Annotated in this window: 14 protein-coding genes; 5 read left to right on the top strand and 9 right to left on the bottom strand. The window is 33.2% G+C overall.

All coding sequences use genetic code 11. From position 1 onward, the window contains the following. Positions 1–3: 3 nt before the first annotated feature. From Q1A73_RS20245 to Q1A73_RS20225, 5 genes are all read right to left on the bottom strand, one after another. Positions 4–1,041: a quinone-dependent dihydroorotate dehydrogenase gene (locus Q1A73_RS20245; protein WP_299609393.1), complete on the bottom strand. Its 1,038-nt coding sequence runs from the start codon at positions 1,039–1,041 to the stop codon at positions 4–6. A gap of 121 nt (positions 1,042–1,162) precedes the next feature. After that, positions 1,163–3,349, bottom strand: a complete 2,187-nt coding sequence (locus Q1A73_RS20240) for a PepSY domain-containing protein (RefSeq protein ID WP_299609390.1) — start codon at positions 3,347–3,349, stop codon at positions 1,163–1,165. Between the two features lie 12 nt (positions 3,350–3,361). After that, positions 3,362–3,850 carry a DUF2271 domain-containing protein gene (locus Q1A73_RS20235; protein WP_299609387.1) on the bottom strand — a complete coding sequence of 163 codons (489 nt, stop codon included), beginning with the start codon at positions 3,848–3,850 and terminating at the stop codon, positions 3,362–3,364. A 45-nt stretch (positions 3,851–3,895) separates the two neighbouring features. Continuing rightward, entirely contained in the window at positions 3,896–5,392 is a 1,497-nt protein-coding gene (locus tag Q1A73_RS20230; RefSeq protein WP_299609384.1) for an ankyrin repeat domain-containing protein, read from the bottom strand. Position 5,393: 1 nt separating this feature from the next. After that, the gene (locus tag Q1A73_RS20225; RefSeq protein WP_299609382.1) at positions 5,394–6,305 is read right to left on the bottom strand and encodes a DUF6607 family protein; all 912 of its coding nucleotides are present in this window, start codon (positions 6,303–6,305) and stop codon (positions 5,394–5,396) included. A 116-nt stretch (positions 6,306–6,421) separates the two neighbouring features. On the opposite strand from Q1A73_RS20225, the gene Q1A73_RS20220 reads away from it, so the two are divergent. The 4 genes from Q1A73_RS20220 (at position 6,422) to Q1A73_RS20205 (ending at position 11,735) form a co-directional block, all read left to right on the top strand. Continuing rightward, a complete protein-coding gene (locus tag Q1A73_RS20220; protein WP_299609379.1) occupies positions 6,422–8,581 on the top strand; it encodes a TonB-dependent receptor in 2,160 nt (719 codons plus the stop codon). Positions 8,582–8,592: 11 nt separating this feature from the next. After that, positions 8,593–9,342 (top strand): HmuY family protein, encoded by a 750-nt coding sequence (locus Q1A73_RS20215; protein WP_299609377.1) that lies wholly within the window; start codon positions 8,593–8,595, stop codon positions 9,340–9,342. Between the two features lie 149 nt (positions 9,343–9,491). Then, on the top strand, positions 9,492–10,730 hold the full coding sequence (pepT, locus tag Q1A73_RS20210; protein WP_299609374.1) for a peptidase T: 1,239 nt from the start codon (positions 9,492–9,494) through the stop codon (positions 10,728–10,730). A 126-nt stretch (positions 10,731–10,856) separates the two neighbouring features. After that, entirely contained in the window at positions 10,857–11,735 is an 879-nt protein-coding gene (locus Q1A73_RS20205; protein WP_299609371.1) for a mechanosensitive ion channel domain-containing protein, read from the top strand. A 69-nt stretch (positions 11,736–11,804) separates the two neighbouring features. Here Q1A73_RS20205 and yajC read toward each other — a convergent pair whose 3' ends face one another. From yajC to Q1A73_RS20185, 4 genes are all read right to left on the bottom strand, one after another. Then, positions 11,805–12,104 carry a preprotein translocase subunit YajC gene (yajC, locus tag Q1A73_RS20200; protein ID WP_299609368.1) on the bottom strand — a complete coding sequence of 100 codons (300 nt, stop codon included), beginning with the start codon at positions 12,102–12,104 and terminating at the stop codon, positions 11,805–11,807. 5 nt (positions 12,105–12,109) lie between these two features. Then, positions 12,110–12,589 (bottom strand): DUF1573 domain-containing protein, encoded by a 480-nt coding sequence (locus Q1A73_RS20195; protein ID WP_219009918.1) that lies wholly within the window; start codon positions 12,587–12,589, stop codon positions 12,110–12,112. A 49-nt stretch (positions 12,590–12,638) separates the two neighbouring features. After that, positions 12,639–13,550: a transcription antitermination factor NusB gene (gene nusB, locus Q1A73_RS20190; protein ID WP_299609362.1), complete on the bottom strand. Its 912-nt coding sequence runs from the start codon at positions 13,548–13,550 to the stop codon at positions 12,639–12,641. 163 nt (positions 13,551–13,713) lie between these two features. Beyond that, on the bottom strand, positions 13,714–14,811 hold the full coding sequence (locus tag Q1A73_RS20185; RefSeq protein ID WP_299609359.1) for a Glu/Leu/Phe/Val dehydrogenase: 1,098 nt from the start codon (positions 14,809–14,811) through the stop codon (positions 13,714–13,716). A gap of 140 nt (positions 14,812–14,951) precedes the next feature. Between Q1A73_RS20185 and Q1A73_RS20180 the strand changes: the two genes are divergently transcribed. Continuing rightward, on the top strand, positions 14,952–16,709 hold the full coding sequence (locus Q1A73_RS20180; RefSeq protein ID WP_299609357.1) for an ABC transporter ATP-binding protein: 1,758 nt from the start codon (positions 14,952–14,954) through the stop codon (positions 16,707–16,709). Positions 16,710–16,762: the final 53 nt, after the last annotated feature.

The raw sequence follows: 16,762 nt of genomic DNA, 5'->3' as shown, positions 1-16,762 counted from the left end.
ATTTTATAATCCTTTTGCTATTACAGCTTTATTGATATCTCTTATCAATTTAGGTCCTTCATAAATAAAACCAGTATAGATCTGTACCAAGCTTGCACCTGCTTCCATTTTTTCTATGGCATCGTTAGCGTTATGGATTCCTCCTACTCCAATAATCGGAAATGATCTATTACTTTTATCTGATAAATATTTGATTACAGCAGTACTTTTATCTTTAATAGGTTGTCCACTTAAACCTCCGTTCCCTATTTCCTCCAGTCTTGTTTGAGAAACTTTTAATCCTTCTCTAGAAACAGAAGTATTACTTGCAATAACACCATCTAGTTTTGTTTCTTGGACCAGTTCCACAATTTCATCTAACTGATTTGTGTTTAGATCTGGTGCGATCTTTAATACAATAGGTTTCTGCGAATCAAAAGTTTTATTTTTCTTTTGAACCGCTTCAATCAATTCTACTAAATAGTCCTTATCGTTTAGTTTGGCATGACTGCTTACATTAGGACAACTTACATTTAGAACAAAATAATCTACATAAGGATGTAAAGCTTCAAAACATTGCAAATAGTCTTTCGTATAATCTTCTGGAGCAGTATCCGTATTTTTACCTATGTTTCCCCCAATAATAAGCTTCCCCTTGTTTTTCTTTAATTGAGTGATTGCAGCTTCAAGTCCTTCATTATTAAAGCCCATTCGATTAATGATCCCTTTATCATCTTTCAATCTAAACAATCTTTTTTTAGGATTTCCAACTTGCCCTCTTGGAGTAACTGTGCCTATCTCGATAAAACCAAAACCAAAATTAGCTAATTCGTTATACAACACAGCATTTTTATCAAACCCTGCTGCTAATCCTACTGGGTTTTTGAATGTTAAACCAAAAACTTCTCTATGAAGACCTATGCCCTTTACAAAATATCGCGAACGAATTAAGGAAGAAACAAAAGGAAATCTAGAAATAAATTTTATTAAACTAAAAGTAAAGTAGTGTACTTTTTCTGGATCGAATTGAAATAGAATTGGACGAATTAGTGTTTTATACATTCCAATATGGTTTTGGCTGTAAAAATACGGGTTACAAAAATTCTAGCATACAAAAATTGAAGTTTTGTGATGATATTAGATTTCCATCAAGTATTAGGCTCAAGAAAATACGAATATGATTTTAGTAACAATCCACTAGTAATCTTTGATCATCTATAAGATCATCCAGTGTTACCTCCGAATCTTTTTCCAAGATAGTTTCCAATAGTTCGAATACTCCCTTTTGCATATTTAGAGATCCACAAATCATAATAACCCCTTCATTTTTAATAACATCAATTACGACATCTCTTTTTTCATGTATCAAATCTTGCACATACTGTTGTTCATTCTCCTTAGAATATGCAATATGAGTCGAATCCGATTGTGCTATATTTGCCCCTACAAAACAGTCATAAATATTCAGTGATTCCTTTGTTCTCACTCCCCAAAAAAGATCTGTTCTAAGGTTTCTATTTCGAATCACCCCTAAAAATGGTGCTACACCTGTACCATTAGCTATTAAAATGACCTTTTTACTTCTTTCGGGTAAATGAAACTTCGTATTAATTTGAACTCTAGCTTTCAGAGTATCACCTATATTAAGTGCACTCAGATATGTTGAACAAACACCTCGTTCATGTTTTTTTACACTTAATATAATATCAGTATCCAATTTTCCTATGGAATAAAGTCTCTCCATTATACTTTCATTAGGGATAACTGCTAACAAATCCCCTGATTTATAAGTAATCGAACGATCAGTAGCTCGTAGTTTTAATAAAAAAGTGTTGTCTTTGTTAATTTCCGTTTTATCAACAATCTTGAAAGAATCATATTTCGGTATATTATACTCTTCATAATTTTTAGAATCAAATAAGGTTTCTTCTTTATCGCTCCACTTTTTCATCCACTCTTTAAAATCCTGAGTAGACTTATTATTTATTTTTTGCAAGGGTATTTCGGTGGTAAATTTAGGGTGAGAACTAAACATTTTATAAATATCATCTGCATATTTACAAAAATCTTTATATGCCAAAGATCCCATACCCACAACAGAAAACTTGAGTTGTTGCAAAGGCTCTATTTCTTTAAATAAACGACTAAACTTTCTTGCATTCGTTGGAGCTTCTCCTTCTCCATAGGTAGCCGTAATAGCAATAACATGTTTTGCACGTTTATAAGTGGCATAAGCGTTTAATTCGGAAACAAATACCGTCTTTCCCAGAACAGTTAATGCATTTCTCAACAAGTCTGCAAAAATATAAGTAGAACCATTTTCGGATCCCACTAAAATTATATATTCACTTGAGTCTTTACTTGTATCATTCTGAATTAGTTTTCTTGTTTTTCTACGTTGAATAGTCATATAAAAACCTGAGTACATAAAAAAAAGGAGTACAACGCTAGTAGCAAGCAGCACGATAGACCATAAAACATTTCCTTTTCCTGTATGCAATATTAGACTGTAATACGAGACCAATTTTACAAAAGGATACTGTTGATCAACTAGAACATGACCGTTAAACTGATTAACGATAAGTTCCTTATGCATCAATTCTAATGTAAAATAATCTTCAATATCATCTGAAAAAGGGAATTGTATATTTCTTACTTCGTCAAGTTTTATATTCTTAAAAATTTCAAAATCAGCAATAGAAATAGCCGAATCTTCTGTATGCTCTAGAATAGGAACTTGATTAGATGATGAATGTTTAGGTAATAAAGAAAATTTTTCTAGTGATAAATATACTCCTGTGACAGCTATAATGAGTATTGTGATTAAAAACCATCTCCCGAGAACTACATGATAGAATTGATTAGAATACTCTTTGTGTACTTTCGAAAAAAAACGTGTAAACCCACCTTGTCTCTTACAAATAAGAAGGACTCCTGTAATTGCTATAATTACCAGTAATAAAGAAACTAACCCAACAAAAAACCGACCAATACTTTTCAAAAACAGAGATCGATGCAAATTTGTTGCAAATTTGAATATTGCTGCTTTATTTTCTGGAACTCCTAATTTTTCTCCTGTTCTTGGGTCTATGTAGATTCTTTCATTTTTCCCATTTTTGGTAACTACAGAAGCTATCACAAAATTGGCTTCTTCTACAACAATATCAATTACTTCTTCATATTCTTTTTGAAGTACTTCAACCATTTCTGCAATCGATATAGTATCTATATTTTCGATAGCATAAGGTTGAGCAGCATTGGAAATAGGCTCTAAAGCCAGAATAATTCCAGTAATAGCAGCTATTGATAAAAAAACAGCAGAAGATATAGCCAAAATTAAATGGCTATATCTCCATATCGAAATCGTCATATTTCCTTTATATTATTGAGGCATCATCCTCACATATCTAATAAAACCGTTTCCTTTTACTTTAGATTTTAAAGTTGCTGTGGTTAATTCGAATTCCACGTCATCTTTGTAATACTCTTGATCTTCTACTGCAGTTTCAAAACGGATTTTATAACCAGCATTGATTTTATCCTTGGGAATTTTAATAACACTCACTGTTCTCTCTCCACCACCAATTGTTGCTCCTGAAATCGCATCGATATCAGGCCTTCTTTTTCCATAAAACTTCCACCATTCTGTAATATCGCTATACCATTCACTGTCCTTTCCTTGTACATATAAGGTTTGATCATATGACCCATCTGGTTTCATAAGGGAAATTACAACATATGCTCCTTCTCCGGTATAATTGACCATCTGAATCATACATTTTAAGTTTGTCGTATTAGGTTCTTTTGTAAAAGAAAATAAAGCCAATATTGTAAAAACTGCTATTGGAAATATCTTAAAAATCTTTTCCATATTATCTGTTAATCTCTATTATTTTAATTGAAATATTCTTTTGATCTAATCTTGTAAGAAGTTCAACTGAATATTTTGTTTTTGTAATAATTCGTTTTCTGATGCCAGATCAAAAACAGTTTCATCAAAACTGGTTTGGATATTCTTATCGGCACCATTTTCTAATAGGAACTTCAATACATCTGTATTCTTAGCTTTCATAGCTGCTAAATGGAGTGCTGTATTTCCATCTGAATTCTTTGTATTCAAAGACACATCTAATTGTGCGATCTTTTTAAGCAAGCTTAGATCGTTCTTCTTTACAGCCAGATGCCATAGTGTTTCTCCATCTGCTTGCTGTTCTGTAAAATTCACTCCTTTTTCTTTAAGCAATGAAATCTTCTTGTCAAATTCATCTGGCTTTTTAGCATTGTAAGACTGTACAACGTAATATGCTAATGAATTTCCTTCTACATCTTTCAAAATTGGATCTGCTCCATTTTTTAGCAATAGATCTACCACTTCTAATGAATTTCTTTGAGCAGCTTTCATCAATGGAGTTACTCCGCTTTTATTTGCATGATTTATGTTACTAACACTTTTGATCAAATGCGAAATACTATTGAAATCATTTCGAGAAACTGCATTAGCAAAAGGAGTATCACCTTTACTATCTGCCTGATTAACATCCACTCCTTTTTCGATAAAATAGTTGAAGATATTAAGGTCTTTATTTTTAAAAGCTAAAGCATGTAATGGATTTACTCCATCTTTTGTTACTACATTAGGTTGAATTCCCAATGCCTCTAAATATTTATAGACATCAAGACTATTTTCAGTTCCTCTGGTACCTTGACTTGCAAATATGAAAGCGTTGCCACCATTGTCATTTAATTCTTTATAGGTTACTCCTTTCTGAATGAGTAGATCCAACAGTTTCTTATTTCCTTTTTTGGCAGCATAATTAAAGATTCCATTCCCTTTATCATCTTTACTGTGCAGATCAATACCTTTATCAAGAAAGTAAGTGATCAACGTGTCATCTTCTAAAAATGGAGCCACTAATAACATTGGATTAGCTCCGTCATTACTTTTCTCTTTTAAAGGATCTGCTCCGTTAGCTATGCAAAAATCATACAGCTTAGTATTTGTTTGCCCAGTAACAGCTCCAAAGTTTAGTACCGAATATCCATGACTATCGATGAAATCAGTTCTTGCTCCTTTATCCAAAAGATATTGCATCATCTCAAGATTATCTCGATAAATCGCCCAAAAAATATACGTACGACCGTCATGCGTCTTCTTATTTACATCATTTCCTTTTTTAGTCAATAGATATTTTATAGTTGTATTATCTACTTTTTCAATTAGTGCCCAGGAAACTGCATCAAAAGCAAATCGATTTAATTCTGTGGGATCATTTCCATTCGCAATGTCCTTATCTATTTGATCAATAGTGGGATTAGCTTTCCAGTAAGCTCTATCTAAAAAAACATTTTGCTGAGCCGTCATTTTTGTCAAGACAAAAACAAGGATAAGGCACGTACAATACTTGTAATACATATTATGGTTTTTTTACAAAGGATTCTATAATAGAATTGATATCAGCTTCTGCGGTATAATCTTCGGTAAACAAATGCTTATATAGTGCCTTGTTTTCCACCTTCAGCTCTAAGGATAAATTCTTATTTCTAGCAAATACTTCATCCCATTTACCACGAACTAATGCCCATTTACTTTGATGCTCTTTCCACCAATTAGCAGCTGCTGCACAACGTTTATCATCTACACGCTTGTAAACATTATATCCTTTTTCTTTGGCAAGAATAACATCTTCTTTCTTTTTTTCTCGTATTACTTTAGCATTATCCTGATCATGAATCCATCCAGTTTCAGTGATTTCATGACGATTTCCTCTGATCGTAACATTATAGTCACTTCTTGTAGTATATTCTCTTCTTGGCAGTGGTGCTGGAGTTGTATTTTCCCAAAAGCTTTTACCATCAACATGTACCCAACTTGCTGAACCTTCATAACGAGGGCTATCATCTACTTGAAAGACTTTTTGAGACCACTGCCCAGTTACATCTTCTTTAGGCTTTTGAACATATTTCCAATTGTTATCCCCATCGTATAGATAAAAATCTTGATTTTCATATTCCCAATCTTGTCTCCAATGCTTCACAATATGAGGCTCTGCTGGATTACCGACTTGTAAGATGTGCTGGATAGATATTTTATCTTCTTCATCGACTACAAGCTGTGCCCATTCTATACCTCCTGTTACTTTTACTTTAGAAGGTTTATATAAAGAATCACTACTGTAACTAAAGGTTTCTGCAAAATTAAAAGACACTTCATAGCACCCGCACATAGACTTTATTGCGGTAAGATCATTTTCTTTTTTACTTGTTTGACTTACTACCACACCAGACATAAATAGTGACAAGATAGCTGCTAACCGACTGATTTTCATTTTGATTAATAATTAAAAAGGTTAAAAACAAAAAATTAATTACTCTTATTTAGACTCAATTAAAATAAGATTATATATTTGCAAAGCTAATTATTATTTTTAATTAATCTAAATAAATGAAGAAATTCATTACCTTAATATTACTTTTATCTTTTAATTCATACGGTCAGGAAGATCCTCTATCTAGAGAAAATGACTCCTTAAAAACTGAAAAGCTGGAAGAAGTTGTTCTGACTGCTACGCGGACAGAACGTCAATTATCTTCTATTCCACTACCTGTAATTTTAGTTTCGGATAAGATTATTAAACAATCTGGAAGTGTTCGCTTAAATGATATTCTAGCAGAACAAACTGGACTTGTTCTTGCTAATGATGAAAGTGGTTTTGAAGGCATTCAAATACAAGGAATAGATTCTGATTACACACTCATATTATTAGATGGTGTCCCACTTGTGGGTAGAAGCTCAGGTAATTTTGATCTAAGTAGATTAACCGTTGGTAATATTAAACAGATAGAAGTGGTCAAAGGACCGACCAGTAGCTTATACGGATCTGAAGCTTTAGCAGGAGTAATTAATATTATTACAGAAAAACCTAAAAACGAAAAACTGAAAGGACAAGCATCTTATCGAATTGGATCTTTTACTGCTCAGGACATGAATCTATCATTCCAACAAAAAAAAGGTAAAATACGATATGCTTTGTTTGGAAACCGTTTTTCTAGAGGAAGATACACTCTTAATCCTGATAATGATGAAAACTCTTTAACGATAAATCCAATTGAGAATTACACTTTTAATGGTCGATTTTATTATGAGATTAATGACAACCTAAAATTAAGTGCTTCAGGAAGGTATTTTGATCAATTACAAGATTCTGGTTTTTCAATTAGCGATACAGATGCAGATGGACAAGAAGTTATAGTAAATGCCGAAGGTGAAGCAATAGAAAGAGATATAAACGCCCTTATCAAATTAGATCAAAACTGGTCTAAAAAGTTTGATGCTACTTATGAGTTATACTATACTAATTATATCGCGGAAGATATCAGCAGAAATTCTGAAACTAATGATATAGTTTTCAGCAATTTATTTGATCAAAAACTATTTAGAGGTGAAATACGTGCGAATAATAAAATTGGAAATATTGGTACGATAACCACTGGTGCTGGTTATCAATATGACTTTCTAGACAGAAGTCTTTTTGAAAATGAAGTTAGCTTCAATTCTCAGTATATCTATAGTCAGTTCGACATGAATCCATTAGAAAACCTAAATATTATCATCGGAGCTCGTTTTGACAATCACTCAGAATATAGTAATCAGGTAAGTCCAAAGTTTGCCTTTAACTATAAAATAACTGACAACCTTTCTATCAAAGGTTCTACAGGTTATGGATTCAAAGCCCCAGATTTTAGACAACTGTACCTAAACTTTACTAATCCATCTGTTGGATATTCAGTTTTAGGCTACAAAACAGTACCACAAGAACTACAGACTCTTTTTGATCAAGGACAATTAGCATTTGGAACTAATCTAACATCTGCACAAGGACAAGCAAGAGTTGATGAACTAATAGCTCCTTTTGGAAATGATCTCGAAGCTGAAAGTTCTATTGGTTATAACATTGGACTTAACTATCGACAATCTAATAAACTCATATTAGATCTCAACTTTTTTAGGAATGACTTTAGAAATCTGATTGACACTTTTGTGCTTGCTAGAAAAACGAACGGACAAAATGTATTTAGCTATCAGAATTTTGATGAAATCTATACCGAAGGAATAGAATTTAGTGCTACTTATCATTTACATAAAAATATAGAAATCAGTGGTGGCTACCAGCTATTATACGCTTTTAATAAAGACATTAAAAGACAAGTAAAAAACAGAGAACTATTTGTACGAGACGAAAACCTAACATCCGTGGCACTCTCCGAAGATGATCATTACGGTTTTTTTAATCGATCAAGACATAATGGAAATCTCAAAGTCTTTTGGGAAATACCAAAATGGACTTTAAACCTTAATGCACGTGCCATCTACAGAAGTACGTATGGACTAGGAGACACTAATGGTAATGGAACATTTGATGCTTTCGATAGTGAAGCGGTTGTCGTTGATGGTTTTGCAACACTGAACATAGCAGCCAGCAAAAGGCTATTTAAAAAATTTGAAATACAAGCAGGTGCGGATAACGTACTCAACTACCAAAATATTAATATCCCAGGAAATCCCGGAATAAGAGGATATGTAAGAGTTAATTACCAATTTTAATATGTATAAAAATGAAAAGAGGATTTTATTTATTACTAATTTTTAGTTTCATTGTTGCTTCTTGTAGCAGTGATGACGACTCATCATGTGCAGAGACTGTTTTTTTTGAAGATGCTGATGGCGATGGACTAGGAAATGCCGCTTCATCACAACTTGCATGTACAGCTCCAGATGGATTTGTTGCTAATTCAGATGACAATGATGACAGCCAAGCATTAGCAGACCTTGTTTCTGCAACTGCAAACAATATCCACGCCCCTCAAGAAGGCGGACAAGGACAACCAATATCTGGAGAGTTTACCTTATATGATTTGGATGCAGGACAAATCACTACAAATGCAGATGACTGGGATATTGCTTTTAGAGGAACGACGATTATAATAAACGGAGGAGTTTCTCAAGGAACTACTGATGAACCAGACAGAACTTCAAATGCTGCTGCTTATATTGCTACTGGAACCATGACGGATATCGCCTCTGTAGACACTAATCTTTTTACACAAGATGCAGCAGACGTTCTTGCTATTCCATCAGGAAGTGATAACGGATGGTATAATTATTCTGGATCTCCGTTATTTTTGATTACTCCATTACCGGGGAAAATCTTAGTCATTAGAACATCTGAAAATAAATATGCTAAAGTAGAAATTCTCAGCTATTATAAAGATGCACCTACCAATCCAGATGCCTTTACTGATGAAGGTAGATATTTCACATTTAATTATGTCTACCAGCCGAACAACAATGTAACTAGCTTCTAATTTTATGATTTGTTAATACCCCTTTTGTTAAGTTATAATTGTTTGGCTTATATAAAGAAAACCTTGTTCACAAGGTTTTCTTTTTTTTGAAACAACTTTTTAGTAGAATACCGTATTTTTGAAATCTTCAAGTAAAAACACACCTCGCTATGATTCCAAAAAAACATATTATTGATAGATTTATAAGTTATGTTACTATAGATACAGAAAGTGATCCTAACAGCGATACTACTCCAAGCTCTGAGAAACAATGGGATCTTGCGAATAAATTAGTGGAAGAATTAAAATCTATTGGTTTGGAGGATGTCACTATCGATGAAAATGCGTACATCATGGCGACAGTACCTTCTAATATAGATCATGAAGTACCTACTATTGGTTTTATTTCTCATTTCGATACTACACCTGATTTTACAGGAGCGAATGTAAATCCGCAGATCATAGAAAATTACGATGGAAAAGACATTATACTGAATAAGGAGGAAGAAATTATTTTATCGCCAGATTATTTTGAAGATTTAAAACTATACAAAGGACAAACGTTAATCACCACTGATGGTACTACTCTATTAGGTGCTGATGATAAAGCTGGTATTGCAGAAATAGTATCTGCTATGGAATACTTAATCCAACATCCTGAAATAAAGCATGGTAAAATCCGTATTGGATTTACTCCAGATGAAGAAATTGGAAGAGGAGCTCATAAATTTGATGTACAAAAGTTTGGTGCAGAATGGGCTTATACAATGGATGGTAGTCAAATTGGTGAATTAGAATACGAGAATTTTAATGCCGCAGGTGCCGTAGTTACGATCAAAGGAAAAATAGTACATCCTGGGTATGCTAAAGGCAAAATGATTAATAGTATGTATATCGCTCAGGATTTTATTAACTCTTTACCTCGATTGGAAACTCCAGAACATACTAGTGGTCGTGAGGGATTCTTTCATCTTCATACCATGAATGGTGAAGTAGAAGAAACCAAATTACATTACATTATTAGAGATCATGATAAGGAGCATTTTGAAGCTCGCAAAGAAATGATGTCCAAACTAGGTGATGAGCTTAATAAGCAATATGGAAAAGATGTTATCCATGTAGAGATAAAAGATCAATACTATAATATGAAGGAAAAGGTGGAACCTGTAATGCATATTGTAGATATTGCCGAAGAAGCTATGAAGGCATTGGGAATTAAACCGCTTATAAAACCAATCCGCGGGGGAACCGATGGATCGCAATTGAGCTATATGGGATTACCTTGCCCTAATATATTTGCTGGTGGTCATAATTTCCATGGAAGATATGAATATGTTCCGGTAGAAAGTATGATCAAAGCTGTAGAAGTAATCGTAAAGATTGCACAACTTACTGCAGAACGTAAATAGTACTTCGTCGATATTTTAATTATTTGGACGATTTTACTCTTTTTTCTCATTTCGAAATAAAAAGCAAATACCTCGTATAGTAGTAGATTTATGTGATAACTATTTAATCACTTTAAAACGTAAATCATGCAAACTACAGAAAAAGTAGTGGATACAGCAGTATCTGCTACAACTGAGACCGGAGGTGCCATTATGGACTCTTTAGGAGGATTTTTTAACTCTATACAAGAAGGTGTAGGTCAATATGGATTAAAAATTGTTGGAGGAATTGTAGCCCTAATTATTGGTCTCTGGATTGTAAAGATGATCATGAAAGCCATCAAAAAAGCGTTTGACAAAAGTAATGTAGATCACACACTAAAACCTTTCTTAGTTACTTTAGTTAATTTCTTACTAAAGGTACTGTTATTTATTTCTATTGCAGGAATCGTTGGGATTCCAACAGCGACTTTTGCAGCCTTATTAGCGGCCGTTGGTTTAGCTATTGGTGGCGCTTTTAACGGTTCATTAGGACATATGGCTGCAGGAGTAATGTTATTAGTTTTCCGACCGTTTAAGGTAGGAGATCTTATCGAAACTGGAGGGAAATTAGGTTTTGTTAAGGAAATTTCGGTTTTCGTTACCATCTTAGAAACGTTCCAAAACAAAACAGAAATCATTCCTAATGGTTCTATTACTTCAGGAACAATCACCAACCTTACTACAATTGGTAACTTAAGAGTAGATATGCCTTTTGGTATCCAATATGGAACCGATATCGAAAAGGCAAAACAAATCGTGCTAGAGGTAATGAAAAATGATCCAAAAGTAATGAATGATCCTGCACCAAGAGTTGCTGTTAATAATTTGGGAGCGAATGGAGTTGAGCTATTAGCACTACCATATTCTACTTGCGATGATTATTGGGATGTATATTGGGATACACGTCAAAAAATTGTTGAGGCATTAGGTAATGCTAACTATGCAGCACCATTACCACAACGTATTGTGACTATGAAATCATAAGTACATATTACCCATAAAAAAAGCGTCGTACACAAGATGTACGACGCTTTTTTTTAACGATAGCCTTTATTATTTTTTCTTTTCTGCAGGTGGCGCATTTAATTTCTGACTCATTTCTAGTGAAATGGCAGATTTATCAAATGTTAGCTTTCCTGATCCGGTTTCGATAATAACGGCATTATTTTTTTCACTGAAGTCAAAAACTTTTCCGTGAAGACCGCTTTTTGTAACAACACGATCTCCTTTCTTAAGTTCTTCAGCAAATTTCTTCTCCTTTTTAGCCTTTTGCATTTGTGGACGTATCATAAAAAAATACATCACTACAAATATCAGAAGTATAAAAGGTAACTGTCCTCCAAATCCTTCCATAAATATTACTCACTTACAGGAGTTCCGCTAACTGGCTTAGCTTTTGGAGTTACCATTGCCTTAATCTTAAGGATTTCTTTTCCTGCTTCAGTGTTTGCAGTAATAGTAACTTGTTTGTTCTGAGCATTAGGCTTTCCGTTAGAGTTAAACTTTACTAACATAGATCCTGTTGCTCCTGGTGCTACTGGTTCTTTAGTCCACTCAGGAACTGTACAACCACAACTACCTTTTGCGTTTACAATTACTAAAGGAGCTTTACCTGTGTTTGTAAATGTAAATGTATGCTCTACAACATCACCTTCGTTGATAGTTCCAAAATCGTGCTCTGTTTCAGAGAAAGTCATTACAGGAAAATCTGTGTTTTTTGCATCACGATCTGCAGCATCTGCTACATTTTCTTCTTTAACTTTTTCTGCTGCATTATCTTTACAAGACATAAATGTCAAAGCAAAAACACCAGCCAAAATTAAGATTCCTTTTTTCATTACTTGGGTTTTTAATTAATTGAGGGTTAAAAATACTATTTTTTTTGAACTACATAAGTCCACGGCCAACTTTATTTAATTTACCGTTTTCTTGATACTCTTTTGATATTTTATCAAGAATTCCATTGATAAATATACTACTCTTTGGAGTACTATATTCCTTTGCAATCTCTAAATATTCGTTAATTGTTACTTTTACAGGTATTGACGGAAACTTTTGAAACTCACAAATTGCCATTTTAATCACTGCTTTATCCAATTCTGCAATTCGGTCTTTGTCCCAATTTGGGGTCTTACCTTCTATCTCTTTTGCAAACTCTACTCCTTTTAAAGCAGTTTTTCTAAAAATATCTTTTGCAAATTTTTTGTCGTCGATATCTTTATAAAGACTAGGTAATGACATATGCTCATCATGTGTCTTTTTGATTTTTCTGAGCATTTTAATAATTCCAGTATTTATAAGCGGTAGATCATCAATCCAGGTAAGTTTTTGATCCTCTATATATTCGTAGAGCTTTTCATTAGGAGCTATAATCTCTTTGAATACATCAAGAATAAAATCTTTATCCTCTTTAAAAGAGCTCATTTTTGTACTCATGTAATCTGAGTATAGTTCACTCTTTTTAATTTCTTTCCAAAGTATTTTTACATACTCGTCATCTAGATCCCAACAATTTAATTTCTTGCGATCCATAGCTTCCTTTAATTCTAGATTCTTTTCTAGCAATAAAAGAACTTCATTATTAATAAACTTTAAATTTGGATTTTTCTCTTCTGAAGTAGCTAAATGTTTTTTCTGACTTTTTTCTATAAAATCAGCCGCATGTTTTCTTATTTCTACCAAAAGTTGCAGGTTAATAAGAAATAAATCATACATCTGATCGATACTAAAAAGTAAAAACTTTTCTTCTTTATCTAAATTATCACTTTGCGTCTGCTCCATTGCGTAGAGTGACTGCATTACTTTAACTCGAATATGTCTTCTGGTTAACATAAGAAATTACAAAGAACATTAATAAAAAGGGGGCGAAAGTGGTTCTCACTTTCGCCCTGCAAAAATACTATTATTTTTATTCTACAAGTTCTAAAACTTACATTATTATATTGTAAATTTTAGATTACTATTATTTGCTATTTTTTTTAGAAGCAATTCTTTCTTCAGCAATGCTCATTGCTGCAGCATTCGTAGTCATCCCTGTAGCTTTTGCTTTATTCAAAATATCTAATGTAGTATTGTAAATATTTTCGGTTTTAGATTTAATCTGCTCTCTACCGTACCCTTCTATTTCTGCGTATACATTAATAATACCTCCTGCATTAATTAAGAAATCAGGAGCATAAACAATACCTCTTTCTTGCAATAAAGGTCCATGGATATTCTCGGTAGCTAATTGATTATTCGCCGCTCCAGCGATCACTTTTACTTTTAACTTATCTATAGTATCGTTATTTATAGTAGCTCCTAAAGCACACGGCGCATAGATATCCGCTTCTTCTGCATATAAATCTTGTCCTCTGTAAATATCAACTCCGTATGCAGCACTTACTTGCTCTAAACGTTCTTGATTGATATCTGCAATAATTACGTTAGCACCTTCTTCTGCAGTTAAACGAACTAATTCCTCTCCTACGTGACCTATTCCTTGTACCAATATCTTTTTGCCTTCTAGATTATCTGTTCCATAAGCGAACTTAGCAGATGCTTTCATTCCCATATACACCCCATAAGCAGTTACTGGTGATGGATTACCCGCTCCTCCTTTTTCTTCAGAAATACCTGTTACATAAGGAGTAACTTCTCTAACAGTATCCATATCAGAAGTTTCCATTCCAACATCTTCTGCTGTGTAGTATTTTCCTCCTAAGGTATGTACAAACTCTCCAAAACGTCTCATCAATGCAGGTGTTTTGACCGTCTTAGGATCTCCGATGATTACTGCTTTACCACCACCAAGATTTAAACCAGTGATTGCAGCTTTGTAGGTCATACCTCTAGACAAACGTAATACATCATTTAATGCATCCCATTCTGTTTGATAATTATACATTCTAGTACCTCCCAAAGCAGGTCCTAAAATTGTGTTATGCACACCAATTATTGCCTTTAATCCTGTATCTTTGTCTTGACAAAAAACAACTTGTTCGTGATCATTAAAAGACAATTGTCCAAATACTGGAGCTTCTTTTTTTAATTGATTTGCAGTAAGCACTTCAGTTATCATTTTCAGAAATTTTAAAATGTTATTATTAAATAATAGTCAAAATTGGAGTGCTAAAATAATGTATTTTTACGAATTTAAAATTTTTTGTTGTTAAATTTTAAGAATTTGTTAATAATTGAGTTTCTAAAAATCAATACTTTATGCGTGCATTACAGCATCTGAACAAGTACTTCCTGAAATATAAATATCGACTCATCATCGGTTTATTCATTACCATTATTGCCAGAATTTTTGCAGTTGCTGTTCCTAAATTTGTAGGAGACTCTGTAGAAATAGTAGAGCAATATATCAACCATAGCATTACGGATATCAACGAAGTAAAATCGGGATTGATTACTAACATTTTATTAATTCTTGGTTCGGTTCTTATTGCAGCTTTCTTTACATTTTTAATGAGGCAGACTTTTATCGTTGTGTCTCGATTTATAGAATTCGATTTAAAAAATGAAGTATTCGAACATTATCAAATTTTGTCTCTGAATTTTTACAAAAAAAATCGAACTGGGGATTTGATGAATCGTATTAGTGAAGATGTTTCCAAAGTGAGAATGTATGTAGGTCCCGCGATTATGTATAGCGTAAACACAATAACATTATTTGTAGTAGTAATTGGCTATATGATTACAATTGCTCCACAATTAACATTATATACCGTAGCGCCATTACCTATTTTATCTATTTCTATTTATAAACTTAGTGTAGCTATTCATAAGCGGAGTACTATCGTACAACAGTATTTATCAAAACTAACCACATTTACGCAAGAATCTTTTAGCGGTATTTCGGTCATTAAAGCGTATGGAATAGAAACTCAAACGTTGACCAACTTCACAGAGTTATCTAATACTAGTAAAGAAAAAAATATAGATCTGGTTAAAGTTCAGGCGCTATTTTTCCCATTAATGGTACTTCTTATCGGAGTAAGTAATCTTTTAGTCATCTATATTGGAGGTCAACAGTATATTAATGGTACTATAAAAGATCTGGGAATCATTGTGGAGTTTATCATTTTTGTAAATATGCTCACTTGGCCAGTTGCCACTGTTGGTTGGGTTACCTCAATTATTCAACAAGCAGAAGCATCGCAGGTAAGAATTAATGAGTTCTTAAGCCAAGAACCAGAAATTACGAATACGGTAACTACCGAGACACCAATTACTGGTAATATCGTATTTGATGACGTTTCATTTACTTATGATGACACAAATATTACAGCTTTAAAAAATATTAGCTTTTCTATCAATTCTGGCCAAACCATTGCAATAATTGGAAAAACAGGATCTGGAAAATCAACTATTTTGGATTTATTAGGAAGGTTATATGATGTAAGTCATGGAGAAATAAAAGTAGACAATACTCCTATTCAAAAATTAAACCTCATCGACTTAAGATCCTCGATTGGATATGTACCACAAGATGCATTTTTATTCAGCGACTCTATTAGAAACAATATTAAGTTTGGAAAAACAGACGCTTCTGATGATGATGTGATCCAAGCTGCAAAAAACTCAGCGGTTCATAAAAACATTGTAGAATTCAGTAAAGGATATGATACGGTATTAGGTGAACGTGGAATAACTTTATCCGGCGGACAAAAACAGCGTGTATCTATTGCCAGAGCAATTATTAAAGATCCATCGATATTACTTTTTGATGATTGTTTGTCTGCAGTAGACACAGAAACAGAAGAAGAAATTCTGAATAATCTTCATAGAATTTCTAAAAATAAGACTACTTTTATCGTAAGTCATCGTGTTTCTACAGCTAGAAATGCGGATAAAATAATCGTACTAGACGAAGGAAAAATTATCCAAAAAGGTACTCATAATCAACTATTAAAGGTCGATGGATACTACAAAGAACTGTATTTAAAACAGCTTAGCGAAAAAGAAATTTGATATTTTGTTGTACGATTAACAATTTTTTTGGATTTTTGATTCCATCGTAACAG

This window comes from uncultured Aquimarina sp., from assembly GCF_947492115.1.
Taxonomy (GTDB): domain Bacteria; phylum Bacteroidota; class Bacteroidia; order Flavobacteriales; family Flavobacteriaceae; genus Aquimarina.
This window is presented reverse-complemented; position numbering and strand designations above follow the sequence as displayed.

Coding starts and splice junctions, on each gene's coding strand:
- Q1A73_RS20245 (WP_299609393.1), bottom strand. CDS start 1,041: ATGTATAAAACACTAATTCGTCCAATTCTATTTCAATTCGATCCAGAA.
- Q1A73_RS20240 (WP_299609390.1), bottom strand. CDS start 3,349: ATGACGATTTCGATATGGAGATATAGCCATTTAATTTTGGCTATATCT.
- Q1A73_RS20235 (WP_299609387.1), bottom strand. CDS start 3,850: ATGGAAAAGATTTTTAAGATATTTCCAATAGCAGTTTTTACAATATTG.
- Q1A73_RS20230 (WP_299609384.1), bottom strand. CDS start 5,392: ATGTATTACAAGTATTGTACGTGCCTTATCCTTGTTTTTGTCTTGACA.
- Q1A73_RS20225 (WP_299609382.1), bottom strand. CDS start 6,305: ATGAAAATCAGTCGGTTAGCAGCTATCTTGTCACTATTTATGTCTGGT.
- Q1A73_RS20220 (WP_299609379.1), top strand. CDS start 6,422: ATGAAGAAATTCATTACCTTAATATTACTTTTATCTTTTAATTCATAC.
- Q1A73_RS20215 (WP_299609377.1), top strand. CDS start 8,593: ATGAAAAGAGGATTTTATTTATTACTAATTTTTAGTTTCATTGTTGCT.
- pepT (WP_299609374.1), top strand. CDS start 9,492: ATGATTCCAAAAAAACATATTATTGATAGATTTATAAGTTATGTTACT.
- Q1A73_RS20205 (WP_299609371.1), top strand. CDS start 10,857: ATGCAAACTACAGAAAAAGTAGTGGATACAGCAGTATCTGCTACAACT.
- yajC (WP_299609368.1), bottom strand. CDS start 12,104: ATGGAAGGATTTGGAGGACAGTTACCTTTTATACTTCTGATATTTGTA.
- Q1A73_RS20195 (WP_219009918.1), bottom strand. CDS start 12,589: ATGAAAAAAGGAATCTTAATTTTGGCTGGTGTTTTTGCTTTGACATTT.
- nusB (WP_299609362.1), bottom strand. CDS start 13,550: ATGCAGTCACTCTACGCAATGGAGCAGACGCAAAGTGATAATTTAGAT.
- Q1A73_RS20185 (WP_299609359.1), bottom strand. CDS start 14,811: ATGATAACTGAAGTGCTTACTGCAAATCAATTAAAAAAAGAAGCTCCA.
- Q1A73_RS20180 (WP_299609357.1), top strand. CDS start 14,952: ATGCGTGCATTACAGCATCTGAACAAGTACTTCCTGAAATATAAATAT.